This window comes from Adhaeribacter soli (assembly GCF_008727925.1).
In the GTDB taxonomy this organism is placed as follows: domain Bacteria; phylum Bacteroidota; class Bacteroidia; order Cytophagales; family Hymenobacteraceae; genus Adhaeribacter_A; species Adhaeribacter_A soli.
This window is the reverse complement of sequence record NZ_VTWT01000004.1, coordinates 362,818-386,711: the sequence shown is the minus strand read 5'-3', so window position 1 is coordinate 386,711 and position 23,894 is coordinate 362,818. Positions and strand designations below refer to the sequence as shown.

Annotated in this window: 16 protein-coding genes; 4 read left to right on the top strand and 12 right to left on the bottom strand. The window is 46.4% G+C overall.

Annotated features, from left to right (window positions below; genetic code table 11):
• Positions 1–62 precede the first annotated feature (62 nt).
• The gene (locus F0P94_RS09610; protein ID WP_191906992.1) at positions 63–1,370 is read left to right on the top strand and encodes an O-antigen ligase family protein; all 1,308 of its coding nucleotides are present in this window, start codon (positions 63–65) and stop codon (positions 1,368–1,370) included.
• A 506-nt stretch (positions 1,371–1,876) separates the two neighbouring features.
• On the opposite strand, the gene F0P94_RS09605 is transcribed toward F0P94_RS09610, so the two are convergent.
• From F0P94_RS09605 to F0P94_RS09565, 9 genes are all read right to left on the bottom strand, one after another.
• Positions 1,877–2,611, bottom strand: a complete 735-nt coding sequence (locus F0P94_RS09605; protein WP_150903668.1) for an ABC transporter ATP-binding protein — start codon at positions 2,609–2,611, stop codon at positions 1,877–1,879.
• 6 nt (positions 2,612–2,617) lie between these two features.
• On the bottom strand, positions 2,618–3,415 hold the full coding sequence (locus tag F0P94_RS09600; protein WP_150903667.1) for an ABC transporter permease: 798 nt from the start codon (positions 3,413–3,415) through the stop codon (positions 2,618–2,620).
• A gap of 6 nt (positions 3,416–3,421) precedes the next feature.
• Positions 3,422–5,587, bottom strand: coding sequence for a glycosyltransferase (locus F0P94_RS09595; protein WP_150903666.1), 2,166 nt, complete (start codon positions 5,585–5,587; stop codon positions 3,422–3,424).
• A gap of 10 nt (positions 5,588–5,597) precedes the next feature.
• On the bottom strand, positions 5,598–7,964 hold the full coding sequence (locus F0P94_RS09590; protein ID WP_150903665.1) for a glycosyltransferase: 2,367 nt from the start codon (positions 7,962–7,964) through the stop codon (positions 5,598–5,600).
• Positions 7,965–8,007: 43 nt separating this feature from the next.
• On the bottom strand, positions 8,008–8,949 hold the full coding sequence (locus F0P94_RS09585) for a glycosyltransferase (protein WP_150903664.1): 942 nt from the start codon (positions 8,947–8,949) through the stop codon (positions 8,008–8,010).
• A gap of 6 nt (positions 8,950–8,955) precedes the next feature.
• On the bottom strand, positions 8,956–9,351 hold the full coding sequence (locus F0P94_RS09580) for a hypothetical protein (RefSeq protein ID WP_150903663.1): 396 nt from the start codon (positions 9,349–9,351) through the stop codon (positions 8,956–8,958).
• A 7-nt stretch (positions 9,352–9,358) separates the two neighbouring features.
• Positions 9,359–10,483, bottom strand: a complete 1,125-nt coding sequence (locus F0P94_RS09575; RefSeq protein WP_150903662.1) for a glycosyltransferase — start codon at positions 10,481–10,483, stop codon at positions 9,359–9,361.
• A gap of 254 nt (positions 10,484–10,737) precedes the next feature.
• Positions 10,738–11,583: a glycosyltransferase gene (locus F0P94_RS09570; protein WP_150903661.1), complete on the bottom strand. Its 846-nt coding sequence runs from the start codon at positions 11,581–11,583 to the stop codon at positions 10,738–10,740.
• 461 nt (positions 11,584–12,044) lie between these two features.
• Positions 12,045–12,722, bottom strand: coding sequence for a YceI family protein (locus F0P94_RS09565; protein ID WP_150903660.1), 678 nt, complete (start codon positions 12,720–12,722; stop codon positions 12,045–12,047).
• Positions 12,723–13,103: 381 nt separating this feature from the next.
• On the opposite strand from F0P94_RS09565, the gene F0P94_RS09560 reads away from it, so the two are divergent.
• Positions 13,104–13,322, top strand: coding sequence for a hypothetical protein (locus tag F0P94_RS09560; RefSeq protein ID WP_150903659.1), 219 nt, complete (start codon positions 13,104–13,106; stop codon positions 13,320–13,322).
• A gap of 217 nt (positions 13,323–13,539) precedes the next feature.
• On the top strand, positions 13,540–15,678 hold the full coding sequence (locus tag F0P94_RS09555; RefSeq protein ID WP_150903658.1) for a T9SS type A sorting domain-containing protein: 2,139 nt from the start codon (positions 13,540–13,542) through the stop codon (positions 15,676–15,678).
• Positions 15,679–15,954: 276 nt separating this feature from the next.
• Here the strand turns inward: F0P94_RS09555 and F0P94_RS09550 are convergent, their stop codons facing one another.
• A complete protein-coding gene (locus F0P94_RS09550) occupies positions 15,955–18,363 on the bottom strand; it encodes a glycoside hydrolase family 65 protein (protein ID WP_150903657.1) in 2,409 nt (802 codons plus the stop codon).
• A 46-nt stretch (positions 18,364–18,409) separates the two neighbouring features.
• Positions 18,410–19,174, bottom strand: a complete 765-nt coding sequence (locus F0P94_RS09545; protein ID WP_191906991.1) for a beta-phosphoglucomutase family hydrolase — start codon at positions 19,172–19,174, stop codon at positions 18,410–18,412.
• Positions 19,175–19,355: 181 nt separating this feature from the next.
• Between F0P94_RS09545 and F0P94_RS09540 the strand changes: the two genes are divergently transcribed.
• Positions 19,356–19,940, top strand: coding sequence for an LOG family protein (locus tag F0P94_RS09540; RefSeq protein WP_150903656.1), 585 nt, complete (start codon positions 19,356–19,358; stop codon positions 19,938–19,940).
• Between the two features lie 152 nt (positions 19,941–20,092).
• On the opposite strand, the gene F0P94_RS09535 is transcribed toward F0P94_RS09540, so the two are convergent.
• Positions 20,093–23,323 carry an InlB B-repeat-containing protein gene (locus F0P94_RS09535; RefSeq protein ID WP_150903655.1) on the bottom strand — a complete coding sequence of 1,077 codons (3,231 nt, stop codon included), beginning with the start codon at positions 23,321–23,323 and terminating at the stop codon, positions 20,093–20,095.
• Positions 23,324–23,894: the final 571 nt, after the last annotated feature.

Below are 23,894 nucleotides of genomic sequence, written 5' to 3'. Positions count from 1 at the left end.
CTGCTACCTTTGTAGAGGACAAACCAGGATTGTGCGGATTTCGGATGCCTGTAAAAAATGCTATGCCTGTAAAAGAAAAAATCCTTCTTGCTTTAATTTCCCTTTTCTTTCTGACCTTATTTTTCTCGGAGCTCACCACCATAAACGTGATTATTACCGGGGCGCTTACAGTATTCTGTTTTACCTGGAACACCTTCAGGGAAAAAGTGCAGCTGCTGAAAACCCGAAAATTCATTTCTGTCATGCTGCTTTTTTTCAGCTGGGAGGTAATAAGCGTGTTGCTCTCCGATAATACCGGCCGGGGTCTGCATTATTTAAAACTGCATTTACCGCTCCTGCTTTTGCCCCTAAGCGTTGGATCAATTGCGTTGAGGCCGTTACTAAAGGAAAGGATATTGCTCAGTTTTGCCGTAATTACGAGCATTGTTTGTCTGCTGTGCCTGCTTTTTAATATTTACGAATTCAGCATTCAGCCCCGCTCCGATATTTTTTACAACGACAACCTGGTGCAGTTACTGGGCCGCCAATCGATCTACATTGCCCTTACGGTAAATTTTGCCATCTTTATTTTTGCTTATTTTATCGTGTTCCGGAAGGTTTCTTACAAACCTATTATGGTGCTGGCCATTGCTTTTTTGTACCTGTTCAGCTATCTGCTTGCCAGCCGCATTAACCTGGCCGTTTTACTAACCGCCACCTTCGGCTTCAGTTTCTATTACATTTTCAGCCGGAAAAAACTGCTGGAAGGAATGGCCCTGGTAATGGGTTTGCTCATTGGCAGTTTCCTGATCGCAAAGTTCTTCCCCAACACTTTAAACCGTTACAAAGAGCTTGGTTACAGCCAGTTTCAGTTCGAAAATCAGGGGGCAGAAAGTCATTTTAACGTGCAGATCGATTCCACGCAATGGAACGGCGCCAATTTCCGGCTGGCCGCCTGGACCTGCGGCTGGGAAATTTTTACCGCAAACCCGCTTACCGGAGTGCACTTGGGCGACAAGGAAGCGCATCTGCTAAAGAAATACCAGGAAAAGAATTTTCATTTCGCCATTAAAACCGACAAGAATGTACACAGCACTTACCTGGATATCCTTTTCAGCTTAGGCTTAACAGGATTGTTACTTTTCGTTACCGGCTGGCTTCTGATGCCCCTGGCATTTGCCCTGAAACAGCAGGATTACTTAACTGCCCTTATGCTACTTTCTTTTGGTATCGCACTGGTTACCGAAGTGTACCTCAGCCGCACTTTCGGGGCTATGGCTTTGGGCTTTTTTGTACCGTTTCTATTATCCGGCTCTGGAAAGCACATTGGGCCACAAATGAGGCCAGACCGGGTTATTCAAAAGGAACCTGGCGTGGAACAAATTGCTTAGAAGTTTTCTTTTAAATAATAATGTCATGTTGAGCACAAGTGAGCACGGAAGTGCGAAACTGGCGAGCGTGGCTCTGAAACAAATCGTCGTGAAGAAGCAAAACTGTTATTTCTGGCTTTTCTGCTGATAGTCACCAAGGTCCTTCGCTGCCGCTCCCCGAGATGCCCCGGGACAGGCACCATGACAGGTGTATTTTAGGAGAAAGCTTAGTGCATTTCCAATTTAATTTTTAGAAGGTGGGATTACAAATCCCACAGCTCGGTTAAGACGGGATTACAAATCCCGTCAAGCAAATTCTAATAATTAATTTGGTCGAGCACTAGCATTTCAAATTGGCAAAGGATAGAATTTTATATTGGAAACCTATTTCTGATTTCCTGAGCACTTTATCCTTTCCCCGGTAAGGCAGCCTAAACACTGTGAAATTGTGTTGGCGGAACTCATAAAAAAAGGGGCTGCCTCGACTTTTGAGACAGCCCCTTTTTATGGGTCATTTTTTTTCCGGTTTACTGGTTATCGGCCAGGTACATATCAATTGCCGTGCCGGTGTCGCCGAAATATTTCAGTTCTCCTTTTTTCATGTAAGCGGCCCGGTGGCAATACTGCCGGATCGTTTCCATGGAGTGGCTTACCAGAATTACCGTGCGCCCTTCGATCCAGGAACTTTCAAAAACCTTTACCGCCTTTTCCTGAAACTTGGCATCCCCTACGGCAAAGATCTCGTCCAGGAACATGACGTCGGCGCCCGCATTTACGGCAATCGAAAAACCAAGGCGTGCCACCATGCCCGAAGAAAAGAATTTGATTTTGGTATCGATGAATTCTTCCAGTTCGGCGAACGAAACGATCTTATCGAACAGGGCATCTACTTCTTTTATCTTCAAACCTAAAACAGAACCGGAAACGTAAATATTTTCGCGTGCGGTAAGCTCGTGGCTCATGCCCACGCCCAGGTTCATGAGCATGGTAGAACCTTTAATGTTTACGTACCCGCTATCGGTGGGGTAAACACCGGCCAGCAGTTTCACCAGGGTCGATTTTCCGGAACCGTTCCGGCCCAGCAAACCAATGCACTCGCCCTTTTTAATTTCCAGCGAAAGGCTTTTCAGGGCCGGGACTTCGCGGCTGCGCGGCGGGTTAAACAAGTTGAATAAGCGGTGCTTTACCGTATTATGACTGTCTTCCGAAATATGAAACGTTTTGCTGATATTCCGGGCTTTAATTGCTATCTCCTTTTCCATCGTTAATTAAAGTTTTTCCGCAGCTTTCGCTCCTAATTTGTTCAACATAATAAGCCCTAAAAACAAAACAAAAAAGGCGTACCCAAAATCGAAGATGAAAAGCTCCATGTTTGGAAGCTGCTGGTACATGAGCACATTACGGGCGTTTATAATAATGCCGGCTACCGGGTTTATGTATTCGAAATTTGGCAGCGCTTCGGTGAATAAAGAAAATTTGTAAAAGATCGGAGATAAAAAGAATAAGCCTGAAGTGAATACCTGCCAGATCTGGGTAATATCTTTCGCAAAAATATAAATGCTTGAAAGGATAAACGATAAGCCCAGCGATAAGATAAACAGGTTTATAAAGATGGGAATGATCCAGAGATTTAAAGCGCTTAAGCCGTAAGAATCTGCCTCTACGAAGTTAAAGAACAGGATGAACATTACAAGGTTAAAAAAGAACCCGATGGAATTGCTCAGCAGCGTGGAGATGTAGATCTCCAGCTTGTTCATGTTGCTGTATTCGTACAGGTATTTTTTGGTCTGTAAGATCTGGATGGTTCCGGCAGTGCTTTCCAGAAAGAAATTCCATAAAATTAAACCAACAAAAAGGTAAGAGGCAAAAGCTTCGAGATCGGTTTTTAAGATCGTTTTGAACACGATGTAATAAATGGCCACATCCATGAGTGGCTTTAAGAGCGCCCACAGCAAGCCTAAGTTGTTTTCGTAATACCGAAGCTTAAATTCGATCTTTGCAAGCAGCCACAAGCGTTCGAGTTTGTTAGAATAAAAAGCTTTGGGTAAGGTAATCTGGTTAATCATGTATGCTTAATTAATTTTTTTATAGATTTTATAGGCAACGGACCGCAACAGCTTATTGCGCTTTATCCGGGAAACGATCCGCTCTTTCATGGCGTTTGGCAAAGCCGATAAGATCCCTGAAGGTGGCTCAATCGTTGGGTTGTCGAGGTCCAGCCCGCTGCCGTTGCTGTTATACAAGTGGGTAAGTTCTACCGCATACTGTTTGTAGAAATCTGCGTGCTTTTCGGTTATGTATTTGTGCAAATACAATTTTTTGACTTTCGTAAAAGCCCTGGCCATGGAGTTTTTCCGCACCCGGTAATTGTACAGCACCTCCGGCAACACCACCCCGCCTAAGCCATTCGCTACCATCCCAATTACGCTGTCCCAATCTTCCATGCCGTAAATCAATTCCGGATCGTTTTGGCCTTTGCTCAGGAACGAGGCAGTTTTATATACCAAAGCGCTACTGTTTACCATATTATGAAAAAGCAGATAAGGCGGCTCCGGAGTTAAAGCCGGCCAGATGGCATTTGCTCCTTCGAAGTAGTTAACCCAGCAACCTACAAAATGCACATTTTCATAACGGTTTAACACGTTAATGGCTTTGCTGTAATAGCTTGGTTCTACGGTATCGTCCGCATCGAGAAAAGCCATAAAACCGCCTTTGGCTCTGGAAGCGCCATAGTTGCGGGTTAGCGATAAGCCTTCATTCTTTTTCCTGAAAACCGTAACCGGATATTTTTCTTCTATTGCGGCAAGTTTATCGATGCTGCTTTGTTCCGTACTGCCATCGTCAACGATCAGCACTTCTTTCGGTTCGTATTCCGATGCCAGCACCGACCGTACACAATCCTCTATGTAAGCCCCCATATTGTAAAAGGGAATCACTACCGACAGCATTTCATTTTCCGCCTGAGCAACCGGCACAGAGAAAGGTTTTACTTTGATCGGTTCGACGAACGGGAAAATGGCCTTCTTTTTTTTATCAGCCAGAAACCCTTCAATGAGTTTCATCTTCTGCGGATAAATAGCTTCCGGGTGATAATTTTTGCGGATCGTCTGACTAGCCCGGGCACCGATTTGCTTTACTTCCTCCGAAGAAAGGTTAAGAATTTCGGATAGCTTCTTTTTAAAATCTCCGGGAATATTATGGTCGAACAGGAAGCCGTCCTCTCCGTTGGTGATCACTTCACTTTGACCGCCTTGTTTCGATGCCAGCACCACCTTTCCCAGGCTCATGGCTTCGAGCACCGTATATGGCAAATTATCTACCAGGCTCGGCACCAATACCACGTGCGCTTTTTTAAGAAAATCCTTAGCATTTGCGGGTGGCATTTCTCCGTGCAGTTTCAACAAACCTGCTTCCAGATACTTCTTATATTTTTGGGCTACCAGATCACCCATGGTTACTCCTTCCGGGTGAAACATAAGCTGGGTACCGCCTACAATATGCAAAGGATGCTTAAAACCTTCCTTCCATAATTCATCGAAATACTGAAGTAGTTTGAGTGTACCTTTAAGGGCTGCCAGTTTCCCGAAACAAACAATCCTAAATCCCTCAAATTCAGGAATTTTTTCTAATTGTAAGGCCGGCGACTCGATTGGGTTAGGCAGGTAAAATTCATTCACCCCTTCCCAATGCATCCGTTTGCTGGTTTCAGCCATAATGTACCGGCTCGGCGCTACCAGAATATCCGCTGCCCGGATGCTGAACTTCTCCATCTGGGCGATCCAGTAAACCGGAAATTTATAAACCGGCACGTGGTTATATTCCAGGTACAAAAATTCAGGGGCGTGGCAGGTGATCAGGATGGTAAGATCCTTGAATTCGGGGTAGCCCAGGAGTTTAAAATGCTGCAGGTAATAAGCAATTCCGGTATATTCCTGGGCTTCTATTACATCGGGCTGGCCCTCTTTTAATATGTACTGCTTTACGATTTCAGCAAATTCGTAGCTCAGGGCGGCATTGTACCCGAAGAATTCATTTGCTTTGGTTTGTCGCGGCAAAAACCGGATTACCCGCACGCCATTAACCAGCGTTTCCGCAACGTGCTGCACGGTATAATCCTGCACAAATACGGTAACCTCATGCCCCTGCTTTTGGAACATTTCAGCCGTGTATTTGCAGTAGGTACTTATACCGCCGCCATAGAACGGAGGAAATTCAGTTGTTAAAAGCCAGTACTTCATTCTAATTTGGTTACTTCTTAATCAGGGATTTGAATGAACGTTTGCCTTGAAATGCTTTAATTAAATGACCCACCCGTTTGTACCAGATCGGTAGAACTTCGTATTCCTTATGATACCAGGACTTTAGTTCATCATAATTCTTATTAAGGTTTGAAACCAGCTCTCTGGCGCTTAGCTCCTCCACTAATAAAACAGGTTCATTATTAACAGGCTCCGGTGCTCCCCCGTTTGTTTCGTAATTTTCCAGTAATTGTTCCTTGTATTTTAAGGTGCGGTCGTACCAGCCAATGGCAATCTCCAGATCCTCAATCCTTTTGCGGTATTCCTGAATATCGGTGGCTGGTTTTAAAGTCGGGTTGTCGTAAAGGTAAGATGGTCCGTTTGCCTGCAATAAGTTGTAGGTTTGGTAGGCAAACTTCTCCAGCAGTTTTTTATGCTTAGCCGATAGCGTTCTATAAGAATACAGGCGGTTGAACTTATTAAACCCTCTGGCCATGGAAGCCGCATGGATCCGGTAGTAATACAATGGTTCCGGAATTATCACGCCGCGGCAACCATGCTCCATTAAAGATAAATTAGCATCGTAGTCTTCCATGCCATACTCAAAGGCATGGTCATTCAGCCCAAAATTCAGATAATCCATTTTCCGGCAAAGGAAACCGGCGTTAACCATGTTGGCAAGGAGCAGATAAGGAGGTTCCGGATTCTGTGCCGGCCAAATGCCCTGGCTGCTGTCGAAATACTGCACCCAGCTCGAAACAAAACTTAAGTTCGCGTATTGCTTTAGTATTTTAATGCTCCTGGAATAGAATTCCGGATGTAATTTATCATCAGCATCCAAAAAGGCAATAAACTCGCCGGCCGCATTACGGACACCAGTATTCCGGGCCTCTGCCAGACCCATGTTTTTCTGATTTATAACCGTAAAACCATAGCGTTTTTGCAACTCATCTAAAACTGTAATACTTTCTTCATCGTCACTGCCATCATTTACTACAATAACCTCCTTGTTCAGATAAGCCGTTTCATAAATATTCTGAATGGTTTCGGCAATATAATCTCCGGTATTGTAATAAGGCACAACTATAGAAAGCTTACCTTGCTCTACCTTACCTTTCTGCCAGTATTCACTTTTGGGCAACTCGTACACAAATGGGAAATACGGGGTTTGTCGGGTTTCGGAATACGCTTTTAGAACGCTGTTTTTATGGGCATAAACTGCATCGTAATTACAAAGTGAGGCAATTCTCCGGTTTGCTTCCTGGCCCATTTCAAAGGAAGTTTCCTTCGTTAGCGCTGTAGCTTCCAGAAATTTCACTTTAAAGCTTTCGTAATTTCCACACTGGTAAACAAAGCCCGATTTTCCGTCTTCTACCATTTCCCGCTGGCCGCCGCCGTCGGAAATTAAAAGTACGTTTTTCGTAAGCATGCTCTCAACTACCGCATATGGGAAATTGTCTACAATGCTAGGCACAATAATAAGGGAAGCTTTGGCAAGGCGCAGATCCAGTTCTTCTAAGTTCAGTTTCCCTTCAAATGTAAATAAGCCTTTCTTATAATACTGCTGGAATTTCTTGATCAGAAACTCCTTCATCATGGTTTGCTTTGGCTCGAAATAGTGATCGTCGCCGATAAAACTGATTTTCTTTTCGCAGCCTTCGTCCCATAAATTCCGCATGAAAGAGAGCAACTGAAGTCCGCCTTTCTGGAAAGTTAGCTTACCAAAGAAAACAATATCTTCCCGGCCGAAAGTCTTGGCACCCGCCTTATCGATCAGGTTCTTGTACGGGTTGCGGACAACGTGATACTTTTTATGAATACCATTTAAATCGTCGGCTACATTATCTAACAAGTACTGGCTGGGCGATAATAAAATATCTGCGGCCTGCATCGTCCATTTTTCCATTTCGCCGGTCCAGTAATCCGGCAACATAAATACGGGCGCCTGGTTGCATTTCAGGTAGAAAAACGAAGGAGCATGCGCCGTTAAAACGATGGGGATTTGCTGCAGGCTTTCTTCACCAAGCTTCTTTTTTAAAATAAGGTAATACCCAATACCATGATAATCCTGGGTTTCAATATAATCCGGTTTGCCTGCTTTTTCTATTTCGCTCAGCACACAATCGGCAAACTGAAAACTTAGTGCCGCGGTATACCCCAGATAGTTAAAATATTCCTTATTGCCGGGCTTGAACCGAATTACATTTATTCCTTCGTAAGTTGTCTGTTGCAGCTCGTTCTCTATGCCGTTGTCAGGGACAAATACCGTTACCTGGTGCCCTTTTTCAACCAACATTAAACCGGTATGCAAATTATAAGTACTGATACCTCCTCCATGAAATGGCGGGAATTCAGTAGTTATGATCCAATATTTCATTCGTAATACTTTCTTAAAATTGCTTTTCCCTTAATATTCAGGCTTACCTGTTTGAACCATTTAGTTTAGAAGCTGCCTGATCGGTGACAAAAATTTTCTGGTTCAATTCGTTTAATTGGCGCTGATAAATACTTTCTTTTTCCTCCACCTTCTTTTTGAGATTCTTCAGTCTGGTTTTTAGCTTTTCATTCAGCGCTTCCTGCCGCTTAACTTTTTCCTGTTCCACCTGAAGGTTTCCTTTTAACCAGTTATTTTCTATTTTCAGGTCTTCTATGTATGTAACCAGATCCTGCGACCAGCTTTGCAACTCGTCAATAGCAGCCAGCATGGTTTCCCGGCTCAACCAGGTACGGGCCCACATATGCACACCAACGGTTTCCGGGGAACAATATTCCAGATATTTATTCCGGGCGTAGACCCGGGCAAAAGGCAAGGGAAAAAAAACAGTTGAATTATAAAGCCTTACCTCATTTAACATCTGGTCGCCGTATTTCTCTAAACCATAAAACTCCTGAAGTACTTTGGTTGCTAAATGGGGGGACGATAGGTGGGCTTCCTCGTCTCCGGTAAAGGTTTGTTCCAGCTCTTGTAAACATTTACCTACAAAAGCGCCCTCGGCAACGCTTCCGGAAACAGCATTGTTCACAAAAAAAGCAGGTTCTTTTTCTGAACCGGATTCAAAGCTTAAAAAGCAGGTATTATCCAGAAAAGAATCAAGCGGTTTAAGCAATTTCATATCGGTGTCTAAATAAATTCCGCCGTATTGCTGCAAAACCTTTAACCGCGCATAATTACTACAATTAGCCCAGTTACCTAATGCAATAGCATTTTGAAGATAAGCTGAATCTGCGGCGATGTTTTCTTCATCCCACCGCATAATTTCCCAACCGGGATGCAACTGTTTCCATTCAGCAATGTAACCGGCATATTCCTCGGGTATTTCCTTCCCGCCAAACCAACAATAATGAATAATTTTAGGGATCATGTTACCTTAATGGCCTTTTCCAAAAATTTTCTCTTTCAGCGTACCTAGTAAACTCCGGCTTTCATAAGTGCGTTTATACCACTCAATTTCCTGCTGCTTGCGGCTCAGGTCATCGAGCAGTTTGGTATTAAGCTGCCGGTGGCCTTCGTTATTATGTTTCAGGTTTTCTATTTCGGTGTGAAGCTCAGAGATCTGTAAGGCTTTCTGCCGGAAAGAAGCCTGCAGGCGCTTAATTTCCTTATCCTTTGCTTCAAGTTGCAATTGCTTATCGGTCAGTTCTTTTTCGAAGCGATAGGATAAGTGCTGCAACGATTCATTAATAGCGGCCAGGTAATGGGCAGAGGTTTGCTCATCCGGAATAGCCGCAGGGTTGCGGGTAACAGTAAGTTTGTTCAGAAGCATGGGGGAATTATTTTACTGATTTGCGCGGGGCATCTATTTCACCGGCCGGAATATTCCGGTACAATTGCTGGTAGCTCTTGAAGTTGCGGTGCATGTCGAACTCGGTGCTGCAGATATCCTGCCCGTGCTGCCCCATAACGTCGATCATTTCCCGGTTATTGTAGTAGGTCAGCAGTTTTACAATGGCATCGGCTTCGGAAGAAAAGATATCGCCGTTCATGCCGTTTTTTACCACATCGGCATTACCAACGCAGTTGCTGAGCAGTACAGGTTTCCGGAGCGATAATGCTTCCAACACCCCGAAGGAAAGTCCCTCATACATAGAGGTGGAAATATAAATATCGGCCTGGGCTACCAGATCGCTTACCTCCTGGGAATTTAACCAGCCGGTTACGCTAATATTTTCAGCAGTCAGTTTATCGCGCTGGTGGCCATCGCCGGCCCAGATAAACTCAAACTGGTTTAAGCCGGAAAAATAAGCTGCAATCTCGTTAAACAATGCCGGGTTTTTCTGCTCCTCTATCCGACCGCTGGTAATAATGCAGAATTTATCGTTTTTGGTTTTCGGCTTTTTTACAGACGCTAAGGCTTTCAGGGAAATGCCGTTATTGATAAAAGATGCCTGTATTCCTAACTTCTGGTATTCCTGTAATTCGGATGCGGAACAGCAAACCACTTTTCCGCCAATGCCATTCCCGAATTTTTCGATCTGCTTATAAAGAAAATTGAACAGGAAATTCTTACCGGAAAGAAAAGGCGCGCCGTTAGGGGTATAGATCACGTTTTTAATTCCTGCCAGCCGGCAGGCCATCCGACCCAAAAAACCGCTTTTGGAAGAATGCAGATGCACGGCATCTACCAGGTTCTTCCGCTTCAGGCGGCGTAAAACTTTGTGCAGTTCGCTTAATGCCAGGAGATCTTTGAAGGGATTAATGGAACGCTGAGCAGATTTCCAGCGTAAAAACCGGACATTTCCTTTGGGAAAAGTACGCTTCACTTCTTTAGCAGACATCACGTGTTCTCTCTCCCCGTGAATAATAATATGAAGGTCCTCCGGCATTGTTTCTGTAAGCGATTTTACAAAAAGTGCAACTCCGGCGGCAAAAGGCTCTACTACGTGTACTATTTTCATTTAAATAATTCTTGACCAAAACCCATTAGGCGAGAGAAATAATGGGCATTGGCTTTGCAAAGATAATAATGTTTTTAATATTGTTTAAATTATGTTCTGACAAGGCTTCTATTTTCTTAATAAAAATAATACCGTTAAATGTTAGTTATAAATCATTATTCATCCCCTAACATGCAGCATAATCGCCTTTATAAACGCTCTGCCATTAGCAGTATTTGACAATTCATTTTCCCTGCAGGATTATATTCTCCGGCTCAGGAAAGAGACCGTTTTTTATTCGGTTTCAATTTCAGCAATAACTTATAGGGCATTAACTTTAGCATAACCAATTTTAACTGCCCCGCTCCTTTCAGGAGCCGGTTTTCCCCAAAGTCCTCAATCACCTTACTTCTTCCGCTTAACTGCGCCTGGCGGTTCTTTATGGAAATGCCCTGCGGATTTATTTCACAGGTTACTAAAAAGTCCTCTAACACGGCCGTTTGGGTATGCCGGAGCATTTGCCAGAAGAACGCGTAATCTTCCACGTGCGGGTAAGCGGTTGGGTAATAGCCAACTATTTTCAGTAAGGCGCTACGGAACATGACCGTAGGATGAATGAAAACATTTCGAAAATACATTTCCTTTTTAATTTCCGGGTGCCCTGAAGGAGTAGTGTAGGAATACTGAAAACCGGTTTGCGGTTCCCTGAAAAAACACCAGCTACCAACCAAACCCGTTTCCGGATTTTTTTCCAGATAACTTACCTGTTTATAAAACCTGTCCGGTTGGGCCAGATCGCCGCAATCTAACCGGGCAATGTATTTTACCCTTAAATTATCCTCGATCCACTGCAAGCCCGTATTCAAAGCATAAGTAATTCCATAGTTCTTTTCCAACAGGACTGTAAAAACCGGGAAACCGTTGCCTGACCCTGAAAATAAATTTTCGACCTGTACCGGAACATCGCTGCCATCGTCCACCACCAGCACGCAAAACTGCCCGGCATGGTAGGTTATGCTTTGCAACGTTTGCACCAGGCCTGGTATATTGTTGTAGCAGGGAATCAATACACAAAAATCGAACGTGCTGCTTTCCGGGTTTTTCCTGCTTTCTGACTTCAATGCTTACTCTTTTGAACTAACCGTATTCTTGAACCCGCAAGTTACCATTATAAAATCGGGGTAACAAAGGTTTAAAATCACACGTGGTTTTAGTTTGCTTTTCCAAAAGAATTGTTAATAAGAGCTGCCAAGTAAAAGGACGTTGGTATCTGGATATTAGTATCAAGACCAAAAAACTTGTAAAGAACTACGATTCGGAAATTTACATAACCGGGCTCCTTTCAAACATGGCAGCAATTTTAATCCTGCTACTTAAGTTAAAATTTACAAAAAGCTTAAGTTTTCATTTCCGGGATCCAGCCCATTTTAAATACTGACGTTAGTTTAAAATATACCTACGTAAAAGCAAAAAGCCACCTGATTAGGTGGCTTTTTACATGGTGTCCATAAGCGCTTAAGGCAGTTTTTTAACCAAAACAATAGCGTTTTTGCAGGAAGAACTGTTATAGCTTAAGCACAGATCATTGTTTTTTGGCATGCAGGTCGAGCTCGATGTTCACGGTTTCGGAAATGAACTGATCGCCCAGCGTTTTATCGTTGCCGTAATTCATCTGCCATTGGCGGCGGTCAATATCAAAATCGGCTTTTGCTTTCATGGTATTGTCATCCAGTTCAATGCGGGCCGGGAAGGTAACATTCTTGGTTTCGTTTTTCAGGGTCAGGTTGCCGCTTACGTTAAAGTTGGCCCCTTCTACCAGCGAGGTATCTTTATCGTTAGGTTTATACGGTTCCACTTTGGTGATCTCGAACTTGGCGGTTGCAAATTTATCGGCATCAAAGAAATCGCCGCTCATTAAGTGCGGGTGCAGCTTTTTATCGAACATCTCCCCTTTATCTTCCAGGTTCATCGATTTAATATTGATCACAAAAGTGCCACCGGTAATATGATTATTCGCAACGGCTACGGTGCCCGAAGATAGCTTGAATTTGCCGGGGTGGTTCTTCCCGACGCCGTGCCCGATAAAACGCACCGTTGAGGCGGCGGTATCTACCACAAAGGTTTGCCCGGTAGCTTTTTCAGCTTCCTGCTTTTCGGTAATAGTTGCTTTATCGCCTTTGGGCGTCTGGTCGCAGGCAACCAGGGTACAGGCGGCGGCAAGGCCTAATAAAACAGATTTGAACGAGTAAGCATGTTTCATGATTCAGTTCTTTTTTTTAAGAGGCAAGCCTCGGTTCGATTTAAAAACTTAAACTATTCAGACTCAGACATAAAAAATAAATTCTGTCCGAATAAATGCGTAATACGCTATATTCTGATTTATGTTTATTGGGTATGCTTCCAATTCCAGTTTCGTAAAAAGCCTTTGGTTTCTGTCGAAAAGCGCCCTACCGGGATTCAGGCGGGCATTCTTTTAAATTTTATCTCCCGGGAGTTGCCTGCATCAGAACATGGATTTTGAGTAAGAGAAAGAAAATTCAGAGTTAAAAAAATTAAATTCACGCCTATTCGAACAACCTAATTTGCTAATTTATAGTATCTTACCATTCGGCATAATATTAACTTAAAAACAGGAAACCGAATGAAAACACAAAAAAGTTTTTATGATTTTAACCTGAACAGCGTGGAGGAGCGGCTGGAGCGAAGTCACCTCTTTCCGAAGCTGACCGGGTTTTACCTCGCTTTGCAGGAAGAATTAAGCGAAGCAGAATACCAGGCCTTCTATAATTCGGAAAAGGAAAGCCTGCGCCAGTTTACCATGCAACCCAAACTTAGTGAACCCACATGTGCAGAAGCCTAGCATTCAGAATACCAATATGAAAAGGTAAGCCCGCAACGGTTTACCTTTTTTTTGTGCCCGTCCTACCGTTTTGGGTTTAACCTGCTTTCCGGTTCAGGGTCTGAAATTTCCGCTTCAGCAGCAAGTTTTCCAGCCCGGTAACATTCTACTTTTTTACCCGACCGCAGTCTGGTAGCTTTCGTTCGAATTTGAACTTATTACAACAAAACCCAAACCTATGAGAAAAAACTATTTCGCTGTTAAAGCAATGGCGGCAGCCACCATGCTTGCAGCAACCTTCTTTCCCGGAGCCGCGAAAGCCCAGTGGCAGAAAACTTCCGGCCCCGGCGCCAACATGGTGGCCGATTTGGTACCGCACCGGAACGCTTTATTTCTGGGCACCCAGGGCGGCATTTACAAAAGCAACAACCAGGGTGCTGTCTGGGAGTTCGCCAGTCAGGGAATTCCGCACCGGGGCCTTTACTCGCTCCTTTCTACCTCTCAAGCCCTGGTAAGCGGGTCGTACAACGGTATTTTCCGGAGCACAGATGGCGGCCAGACCTGGGTACAGCCCATTACCGGCATGTCTACCATAAATGAGCTTACCCAGAACAGCACTACGCTTTTTGCCGCAACCGATATGGATGGCATAAAGCTGAGCAATGACCAGGGCGCCACCTGGACCCGGGTAGGCCATGGAGTGGTCGGCAACCTGATCACCACTATTGCTACCCACGGAAGTTATGTTTTTGCCGATGGCAACAATACCCTGCTCCGATCCGCCGACAATGGGCAAACCTGGACCGCGCACCTGCTCACCAGCCTTGGCCTGCCGAATCAATCGAACGTGAATTCCTTAAGCTCGGTAGGCAACCAGTTATTTGCCGGCATGAACAACCAGGGGCTATTTGTAAGCAACAATAATGGTAGTTCCTTTGTGGCTGCTAATTCCGGCCTGCCTGCTCCGGGCCTGTTCTCGGTAGAGCACGTGATCCAGCACGGTCAGGTATTACTGGCCGGGCTTATGGGCCACTCCCAACCGGTTTATGTAAGTACCAATGGCGGCCAGTCGTGGGCGGTTTCCAGCACCGGCATGCGGCACGGCGACGGCGTAAGGAAATTTTATTCCGATGGCACGGACCTGTATGCCTCTACGGCCCGCGGGCTTTATAAAAGTACGGACAGCGGCGCTACCTGGAACTTACAAAACCAAGGCATAACCAATGGTTTTGTAGACGCCCTGGTAGCCAACAGCGCCTTTATTTTTGCCGGCCTGGCAGACCGGGGCACCGGCGGCACGCAAAACCTGTACCGCAGCCCGGATAACGGCCAAACCTGGGAAGCCATTAACAACGGCGTGGCAACTATACAGGTAAAAGCCATACTGGCTACCGACCAGTTAGTACTGGTAGGTGGCAATAACCGCACCCTGTACCGCAGCACCAACAACGGCCAAAGCTGGGCCAACGTAAGCCTTACCAATTCCATAAATTCTGATGCGGCAGCTTTTACCCAGATCGGCAATAATTTGTTCCTGATCAGCGAAAACAATGCGATCTTTAAAAGCAGCGACCTGGGCCAAACCTGGGTACAGGCCTCTGGCTCATCGGTAAATCCTTTGGGGCGCGCCATTTATTCGGATGGGAACAATATTTATGCAGCAGCCGGCACCTATACTTACCAGAGCAGCGATCAGGGCAACACCTGGAGCAGCACCGGCAGCATTTCCGCCAGCACCCATGGCACAAGTTTCTACACCTTAGGCAATTATGTGTACTTAGGCACCCGGAACAACGGTATGTACCGGCGGTTAAAAACTGCCACCTCCTGGACCGCAATCAACAACGGCATTCCGCAACCCACCTGGATCACCAGCATCACCGGTTATGGCGACAGCCTGTTTGCCTCCACCGATTATTCCTCTTCCAGCTACCAGGCCACCATTTACTTAAGCACCGATAGCGGCGCAACCTGGAACCAGTTCAACCAGGGCCTGCCAACTAATATTGGTTTGCGCAGCTTACTGGTACGCAACAACCACCTTTTTGCCGGAACCGGCAGCCTTTACAACAACGACGGCCGCTCAGTATGGTACCGGGCTCTGAACAGCAATATTACGGGCCTGAATGAGGTTCTTCAGCAGGAAACCGCTTCCATTTATCCGAACCCTAACCATGGCAATTTCCGGATAAAAAACCTGAAGACCGGTAGCAGCATTTCCGTTACAGATGTTCAAGGCAAAACTGTTTACCAGACCCGTGAAATTTCCGGCGGAACAGAAACCCGGATAGACCTCCCACATCTTAAGTCCGGCTTATACTTTGTGATTATCCATTCTAAGGGCGGCATACAAAAGCAAAAGTTACTGATCCAGTAGTTTTTGAGAATCAGGATGTTTAATGATAGCTATTGAACGTCTTAAAAAAAAGAGGAACCTGCTATTAACTGGCAGGCTCCTCTTTTTTATGTAACCGTAGTGAAGTTATGCAACAGCAGTAAAGTTCCAGGGCAGTGCGAAAAAAGTAATAGGTCTCCCTTTTTCATTTGAATCCCTGGCGTTTTCCTTCTACACGCAGCATTACCCCAAATTTCATTTCCCTGCACCATGGTAACGGCCCTTTCCTCATCAGGCACCTACCCTATTCTCTACAATTCAGCTTTGCTTCAAAGGAAACTCATGCACCTCGCCGGCTTTGAAGCGGGTTACGGTTCCCCGGATATTGATCGCAATTTCATCGGTCCATTCCTTGTCGGCGGCAAGCACCAGCTTTTCCTGGGTAATGCGGAGCGAAAACCAGTGTTCCCGGTATTTGAGCCGGAGCTCCATGTAATAGATCTTATCGGGAAGTACCGGGTTCAGCAGCAGTTCATCGTTATAAATTACCAGGCCGGTAAAACAGCGCTGTACCAGATCTACCGAACCCGCCATGGCACCCAGGTGAATTCCTTCCGGCGTGGTGCCCCCCTGAATATCCTCTACATCGCTTAAAAGCGCGGTCTGGAAATCGCCCCAACTTCTTTTCCGGTCCGAACGGGCCAGTACCCAGGCATGTACAATAGTACTCAGGGTTGAACCATGACTCGTGCGGGGTTCGTAATAGGCAATGTTCTCGGCAATGCATTCCGGCGTGAACCGGTAGCCCAGCATGCTGAATAATTCGATCAGTTTTTCGGTGGAGAAAAGGTAGAACAGCATAAGCACATCGGCTTGCTTGCTGGCCTTGTACCGGTTCACATCGTCGCCTTCGCTTTCCAGGATCCGGTCCAGGCGCAACATGTCGTCTTCCGTTTTCCGGTATTTATTCCAGTCCAGCTCCTGCAGTTTTTCGTAGCCTTCGAACTGGCTGATTACGGGTCCAACGGGATCCAGGAACGGAATAAACATCAACTTGCAGATATCCCGCCAGCGCTGTACTTCGGGTTCGGAAATATGCAGCTTGGCGTACAATTCCTCTATGCGCTCGTAGTGGATCAGGTCGGGCAACTTCAGGGCAAATTGCAACACCCAAACGGCCATCAGGTTGGTATAGGCGTTATTGTTCAGCCCGGTGGAATCTGTGCCGGGGTATTGGGTATGATATTCGTCGGGGCCGACTACGCCTTTTATTTCGAAACGCTGTTTTTCTTCGCTCCAGGTGGTAAGGCTCGACCAGAAAAGGGCAATTTCAAAGACAATTTCAGCCCCGTACCAGCTCAGAAAAGTTACGTTGTTGGTGGTTTGGTAATATTGCCATACGTTATAAGCAACTGCCGCATTTATATGTCTTTGCCGGAACGTATTATCCGGGATCCACCGGCCTGATTTTGGGTTCATGTGAATGATCTGGCTTTCTTCCCGGCCGTTGCTGCCGCTTTGCCACGGGAACATGGCTCCCCGGTAGCCGGCTTCCCGGGCTGCCAGCCGGGCTTCAGGCAAACGGCGGTAGCGGTACATGAGCAGGTCGCGGGTTAATTCCGGGATCCGAAAGTTCAGAAAGGAAAAGATGAAAAGTTCGTCCCAGAAAATGTGGCCCCGGTACGCTTCCCCGTGCCAGCCTCGCGCCGGCAAACCCACATCCATCCCCGCTGAATGCACGGAAACCGTTTGCAGCAGGTGAAAAATATGCAGCCGCAAAACCTGCTGGGTGCGTTCAGTGCTCGAAACAATTACATCGCACCGCTTCCATAGCAGGCCCCATACCCGGCTGTGTTCTTCCAGCAGCTCCGAAAAACCGGCTGCCCGTTCCACGCTGTTTTTTGCTTCCAGCGCGGGTTCCGAAATAGCCAAATCGCGGGAGGTGTAAACCGCCACCACTTTCTCTACCCGGATCGATTGTTGCTTTTCGCAATTTACAATGGCATGCTGGGCAATAAAGCCTTTTCGTTTCTTATAGACATATTCCGAACAATCGGTAGGTAAGGAACCTGAGATCCGGGTGCGGGCAGCCATGGCCATGCGCACCCGCGACTGGTTTGTTTCCGCCACCAGGTAAATAAAATTATGGTTTTCGGCCTCGCCGGTTTCGGTAATATTTAAATGACAATTACTTAACTGCCGGTACCTTGCCACCCCCAGGTTGCAGATATTGCCATCCAGCGCAGAACGGATCTCGATGGGGCCGGACCAGTTTTCGGGGGTGAGTTCCCAAAGCATGGCAGCCAGGTGAGGCTGGTCCATGCTAACGAAGCGGCGGCTGGTTAAGGAGGTTTCCCGGTTGCTTTTATCGCGGAACCGGAGCTGGCGGGTGAGTACGCCGGTTTTCAAATCTACTTCCTGTTTAAAATACACCACGGTTACTTCCGAGAGGCCGAACCATTTTTCCTTCGGATGCCGGAACGTAAGGGGAAGCCAGTTGGGCCAGTTTACCAGGTCTTCGTTTTCGATGGTGCGGCCGGCAATATCCGATTTCAGACGGTTGTAGCCGCCAGCCAAATACGTGCCCGGGTAGTTTATGCCATCGGCAGAACTTTCTTCGGCGGCTCCGCGCGTAGCAAAGTAACCATTTCCCAGCGTGCAGAGCGTTTCCCGGAGGGCCTGTTCTTCCGGCACCCAATTTTCATAACTGAACTTCCAATCTTCCATTTGCTGAAAACCTGCTTAAAAACCGATTGTTTAACTTTAAATATTATCAGAAACCCGTTAGTACTAGATCTGCTCCATTCCGGAGTAAAGCTTCGGTTTCTGCTTCCTGTTTCCGGTTAACACCCACCACTAAACCAAAACCGCCGGCCCGGGCGGCTTTCACCCCTAAGCGGGCATCTTCGAAAACAGCTGTTTCTTCGGGCATTACCCCTAATTGCCGGGCTGCTTCCAGAAATACGTCGGGCGCGGGTTTGCCTGGCAGGTGCAGTTCTTCAGCAACTATCCCGTCTACCCGCACCCGGAACAGATCTTCGATTCCGGCTGCCTGCAATATTGTCTGGCAATTTTTACTGGCCGAAATAATGGCTATCTGGTAACCTGCTGCCCGCTTTTGCTTTATCCAGGTGAGGGTATCGGAAAACACTTCTACTTTCTGTTTTATCAACTCCTGGAAATACTGGTTTTTCCGGTTGCCCAAGCCCCATACTGTTTCGGTTTCCGGGCTGTCTTCGGGGCTTCCTTCCGGTAACGAAATACCCCGCGTTTTCAGGAAATTACGAATGCCGTCGAGGCGCGGAATGCCGTCGATGTATTGCGGGTAATCGGTTTCTATCCGGAAGGGCGCTGTACTTTTTCCGGTCTTTTCCCTACGGTTTTGCAGAAAATCGTCGAAGAGTTTTTTCCATGCTTGGGCGTGCAGGGTAGCCGTTTGCGTGACCACACCATCCATATCGAAGATCAAGGCCCGGATCTTCTTTTCCTTTAGGAGGGAATCAAGCGAATCGGCAGCATCCAGGATTTTCCGGAACATATTGGTTTACAGAAGGTTTCTTTCTTTTACTTTTATATAGCTTTCCGGTTTATCAAAACTTCTTAAAAATTGTTAATTACGGTAAGAATTCCGGTTAAATGTTTTTAGGTTTGAACCTTACAAATAAGGCTTCAAAGCAAGGCTGGAGCATTTAAAAACGATAGTAAATTCAATAAAAAATATGAGCAGGAATATCGGCGTTTTTTGCGGGGCCAGAACCGGTCTGGATCCGGTTTACACCCAGGCCGCCACCAGTTTAGGAAGCCTGATGGCCCGACAGGGAATTGGTTTGGTTTATGGTGGTGGAAATGTGGGCTTGATGGGGGTAATAGCTGACGCCGTTTTAGCCGGCAACGGTACGGCGGTTGGCGTAATTCCGCAAAGCCTCTTAGACCTCGAAGTGGGGCATTCGGGCTTAACGGAACTGCACATCGTACAAACCATGCACGAGCGCAAAGCATTGATGGCGACCCGCTCCGATGCCTTCGTGGCCATGCCCGGAGGCTTTGGAACGTTCGATGAAATCTGTGAGATTATTACCTGGAACCAGCTGGCAATTATCCGCAAGCCGGTGGCCTTTCTGAATGTGAACGGCTATTACGACAAGTTCATGGAAATGATCGACCATTGCGTTAGCGAAGGGTTCATTAGCAAAGATCACAGAAATAACCTGATCGTGGAATCTGAACCGGAAATAATGCTGAATAGGATTCTGAGCCGGCCCGATTTCAGCGCCAATTCCGAAGTGGACCTGGAAAGGATCTGAAGCTTCGGCATAAAGTTTCCTGCAGTAGGCGCCGGATAAAAGTTTTTAAAGCAAGAACCGGGATCGAGAAACTCAACCCCGGTTCTTTCAGCAAACAACCACAACAAACCAATTTCTTTTTGATATTTTTTTTTAAAGTGAACGGTGCGGCTTTATTCCCGCGTTACCCTGACTACTTGCTGCTGGCTTCCCTGTTGCAAGCGCAACAAATACACTCCGGAGGCAAGGTAATTGATTATTTCAGCCGGCAGGATATAGTTATCAACTGCAGGTTCCAGCCGGCGCTGATACAGCACTTTTCCGGCAATGTCCAGCATGGTTAAAACAGCGGGCTCAGAAATTTTACTGTTTATTTTCACCTTCAGTTCATTGCGGAACGGGTTGGGATAAGCGGCAACCAAGGGTTCGACCGACGCCTGTTCCGGCAACGTTTTTCCCTCTTCCGCCGAAGATATAATTGCCTGGTCGATCACCGAAAAGTTAATGGTTAAGGGAGCGCCTATATTTCCGGTTCCATTCCCAGCCGAATAAGGGGTTGCGGTTAAGGAATAGTTTCCCATAGAAGGCGTCCAGGCATAGTAATTCCCGTTCCGGTCGTCGCCGAATACGGCATAGGGTGCATAGGAATCGGTGAAGTTTTTGGTCTGGGTACCGCTTAACACCATTACCACACTGCCCGTTGTAGCCGGTACCGTTACTGCCTGAATATTCAGTTTACGGGTAGGCAATTTCGCCAGGTTCAGCACGGCCCCGGCGCTTAAGGGCTGAATTACCTGTTCGGTAGAAGCATTTATGAGGTTAAAACCAGTTACGGCCAGTACCGGAGTAAACGTTGCGGTTATGCTTTTGCTGCTGGTCATGGTAAGGGACAAGGGATTGGAGGTACTGGTGACTGAACCACTCCAGCCGCTGAATTTATACCCATTAACCGGGGTAGCCGTTAACGAAACCACCGTTCCACCTGTATACGTGTTCTGGCTTGGGCTTTTTATTACCGAACCGCTTCCGACTACAGTAATGAAAAGATCGTAAGAAACCAGCTTCGGATCGTCTACCACTTTAAATGTAATGGTTTGAGCTGTACCTGCCTGGCCGCCGGCATTACTGCCGGAATAAGGCGTGGCGGTTAAGGTGTAATTCCCGAGCGTTGGCGTCCAGGAATAATAATTTCCGCGTTTATCATCGCCGAATACCGAATAAGGTTTGTAGGAATCGGTGCTGGTTTTGGTTTGGGCGCCGCTTAAAACCATCTTCACGCTACCCACCGTAGTCGGACTGGTTTCCACCTGGATGTTCAGTTTCCGGCTGGGCAAAGTGGCCAGGTTCAACGTTTCCCCGGAGGTTATTTGCCGGATCACTTTTTCGGTGGTAGCGTCTATTAAATTAAATTTAGTAACCGTAGGAATTGGGGTAAAGGTAGCCGTTATGTTCTTGTTGCTGTTCATTACCAGGGTTAAGGGGTTTGTCGAGCCTGAAGCATCGCCGCTCCAGCCGCTGAAGCGGTAGCCAGTTGCACCAGTAGCAGTTAAAGTAACATTCGTACCGTTCAAGTAACTTACCTGGCTGGGCGAACGGGTTACCGAACCATTTCCTACAACCGTAATATTCAAATTATACTGGGTAGCATTAGGGGCCACTAAAACCGTTACCATAGCGGAAGTCGATACCGCATTCAGGTTATCGATCGCTTTGGCTGTAAGGTTATAGGTGCCGCTGGCAACTCCGGACCAGGCAAAAGTATAAGGTGCCGACAGGTCTTCACCCAGTTTGGTTGCTCCGTTGTAGAATTCCACTTTACTTATGGTACCGTCCGGGTCGGAAGCGGCGGCTTCCAGAGTAATGGTTGCGGGCGCTATAAAAGTGGCAGAAGAAACCGGTGAAGTAAGACTTACAACCGGCGCCTGGTTAGACAAGGAACCGGAAATGAAATAAGCGCCTAAGGACCCGTAATCGGAATTTGCTCCCATGGCTCCCAGCGCTCCATCGATGTAAAGGTAATAAGTACCGGCAGGAAAAGTACCGCTTAGCGTAGCTTCCATGGTAGAGGGATCAGCGGAAGCAACAACTGCGTTGGCTGCATTTCTTAAAGTGAGCGCCACGTCCAGGTTGGGATATAGCGGGTCCGGATTTACAGTAACAGAGATGGGGGCGCCGGTTAAATTAAAAGAAAAAACATCTACGTCGGTTTGAGTAGCGATAATGCCTTTATTGGCGGTGGCGCTGATCGTACCACTACTTCCCAAAATTAAGGGAGTGGCCGTACCGGCGGCATCGCCATGATCGTCGGGCCGGTAACTGAACCCGTTCATGGTGGTAAGCAGGTTGAGATCGTCTTCGGTCCGGTTGGCATTCAGGTATTCGCCTTTGCTCCATTGAACCAATGAGCGGTAATAACCTACCCCCATAATGGGTGCCCAGTCCGGGTGGCCGTAATAGTATTCTTCAGCCGGGGTGGTGGTACCGTCGTGCAGTAGATGCATGGTATGGCCAATTTCGTGAGTTCCGGCCTCGCCGGCAAATTTAGAGGTGGTATTGAATATCCAGCAGGGCGTTTCGCCGGAAGAAGTGTTGCCCCAGATAAAAGATCCTACGTAGGCTACCCCTCCGGCATTCGGGAAAAAGTAATTGGTAGGCGAAAAAATGGCCCTTACCCGTCGGTTAGCCGGGGCGTTGTTGAAAACCGCTTCGCTCGTGGTAACGTTCAGGTTAAAAGGCCGGAAGTCTTCGCTGATCATCTTCCAGACTTCCTGGATCTCGGTATTCGACAGGTTGGCCGGCGCAGCTACAATGGGATTTCCACTATTGAAATGATCGTTCCAAAGGGTGCCGGAAACGGTCTGGCCGTCGAAATCGAGGAGTACTACTGCACCGGCTCCCGGTAAACTTTCCAGCATCGGAACAGACGCAACAGGTTTGGTACCTAATTTAGAGGCTGATGTGCTCTTTTGAGCCGCTTCCTGGAAATTCACGCACAATTTCTTATCGATGTTTTCTTCTGCCAGGTAAACCAGGCCATTGATGGAAGAATAAGCGTAGTATTTCCGGGAATTGCGGAGAATAATGGATCCTGATACCTCATTGCCGGCAATTTCCAGGTAAAAACCACTGTTTGGCTCGCCCTCAACTTTTCCAAAGTATTTTTCCCGGCCGGCTTCTGTTTTTCCTGAAGTCAGGTTCAGGATCAGGGGTTTCCGGCCGTTAACCTGATGGCGGATCTGGAGATCGGCTACCCGGGAATTCATCTCCTTGTCCAGCATTTTCTCCCGGAAAGTAGCGGCTACTTCAGCAGCGCTGCCTACAAACGTGGAATGCTGCGCCTGAACCAGCCATGGAAAACTTAAAAAGGGAATAAATGCAAGTAAAAATCTGTAAACTAACTTCATAATGCAGCCAGGTTTAATTCTTAAAAAAATTAAAACACAGAACCTGCTTCCCTGAAATAACCCGGCAAAACAATCAGCCTGCCTGCAATTTAAATCCAATCAGAAGCACACAAATGACTTTAAAAAGCAAGCAACCAAGCGATAAATCCTAATTACAGGTATTCCTCCTTCTAAAGCGCCTGTTCATTTCATCTGGAAAATTCTTTGTTTTATTCAATTAATCTATTTAACCCGACAAATTTTTAGTAGTTGTATTTTTTTGGTTAATTAGATAATTTAAATGACAAAAGATTATAAACTATAAGGATAGCTCCGCCCTTAATAGAAGAATATGATGGGTATGAAACAGGTACTTACGTACAGGAAAGGAACTGCCGGACCACGGCTCTTCCTGAAGCCGGCAATCATAATTAAAGAACAATGAGGCAAAACACAACCAGCTGATTATCAGAAAAAAGACAGGCTTTTAAACTGCAGTTCGCAAGCAGAATTGCCTGAACTGTGAATTACAAAATAAAGTGCCAGGCAGAATTTTCAGCCCAAAAAGAATGAAATCAACTTACTATCCGAA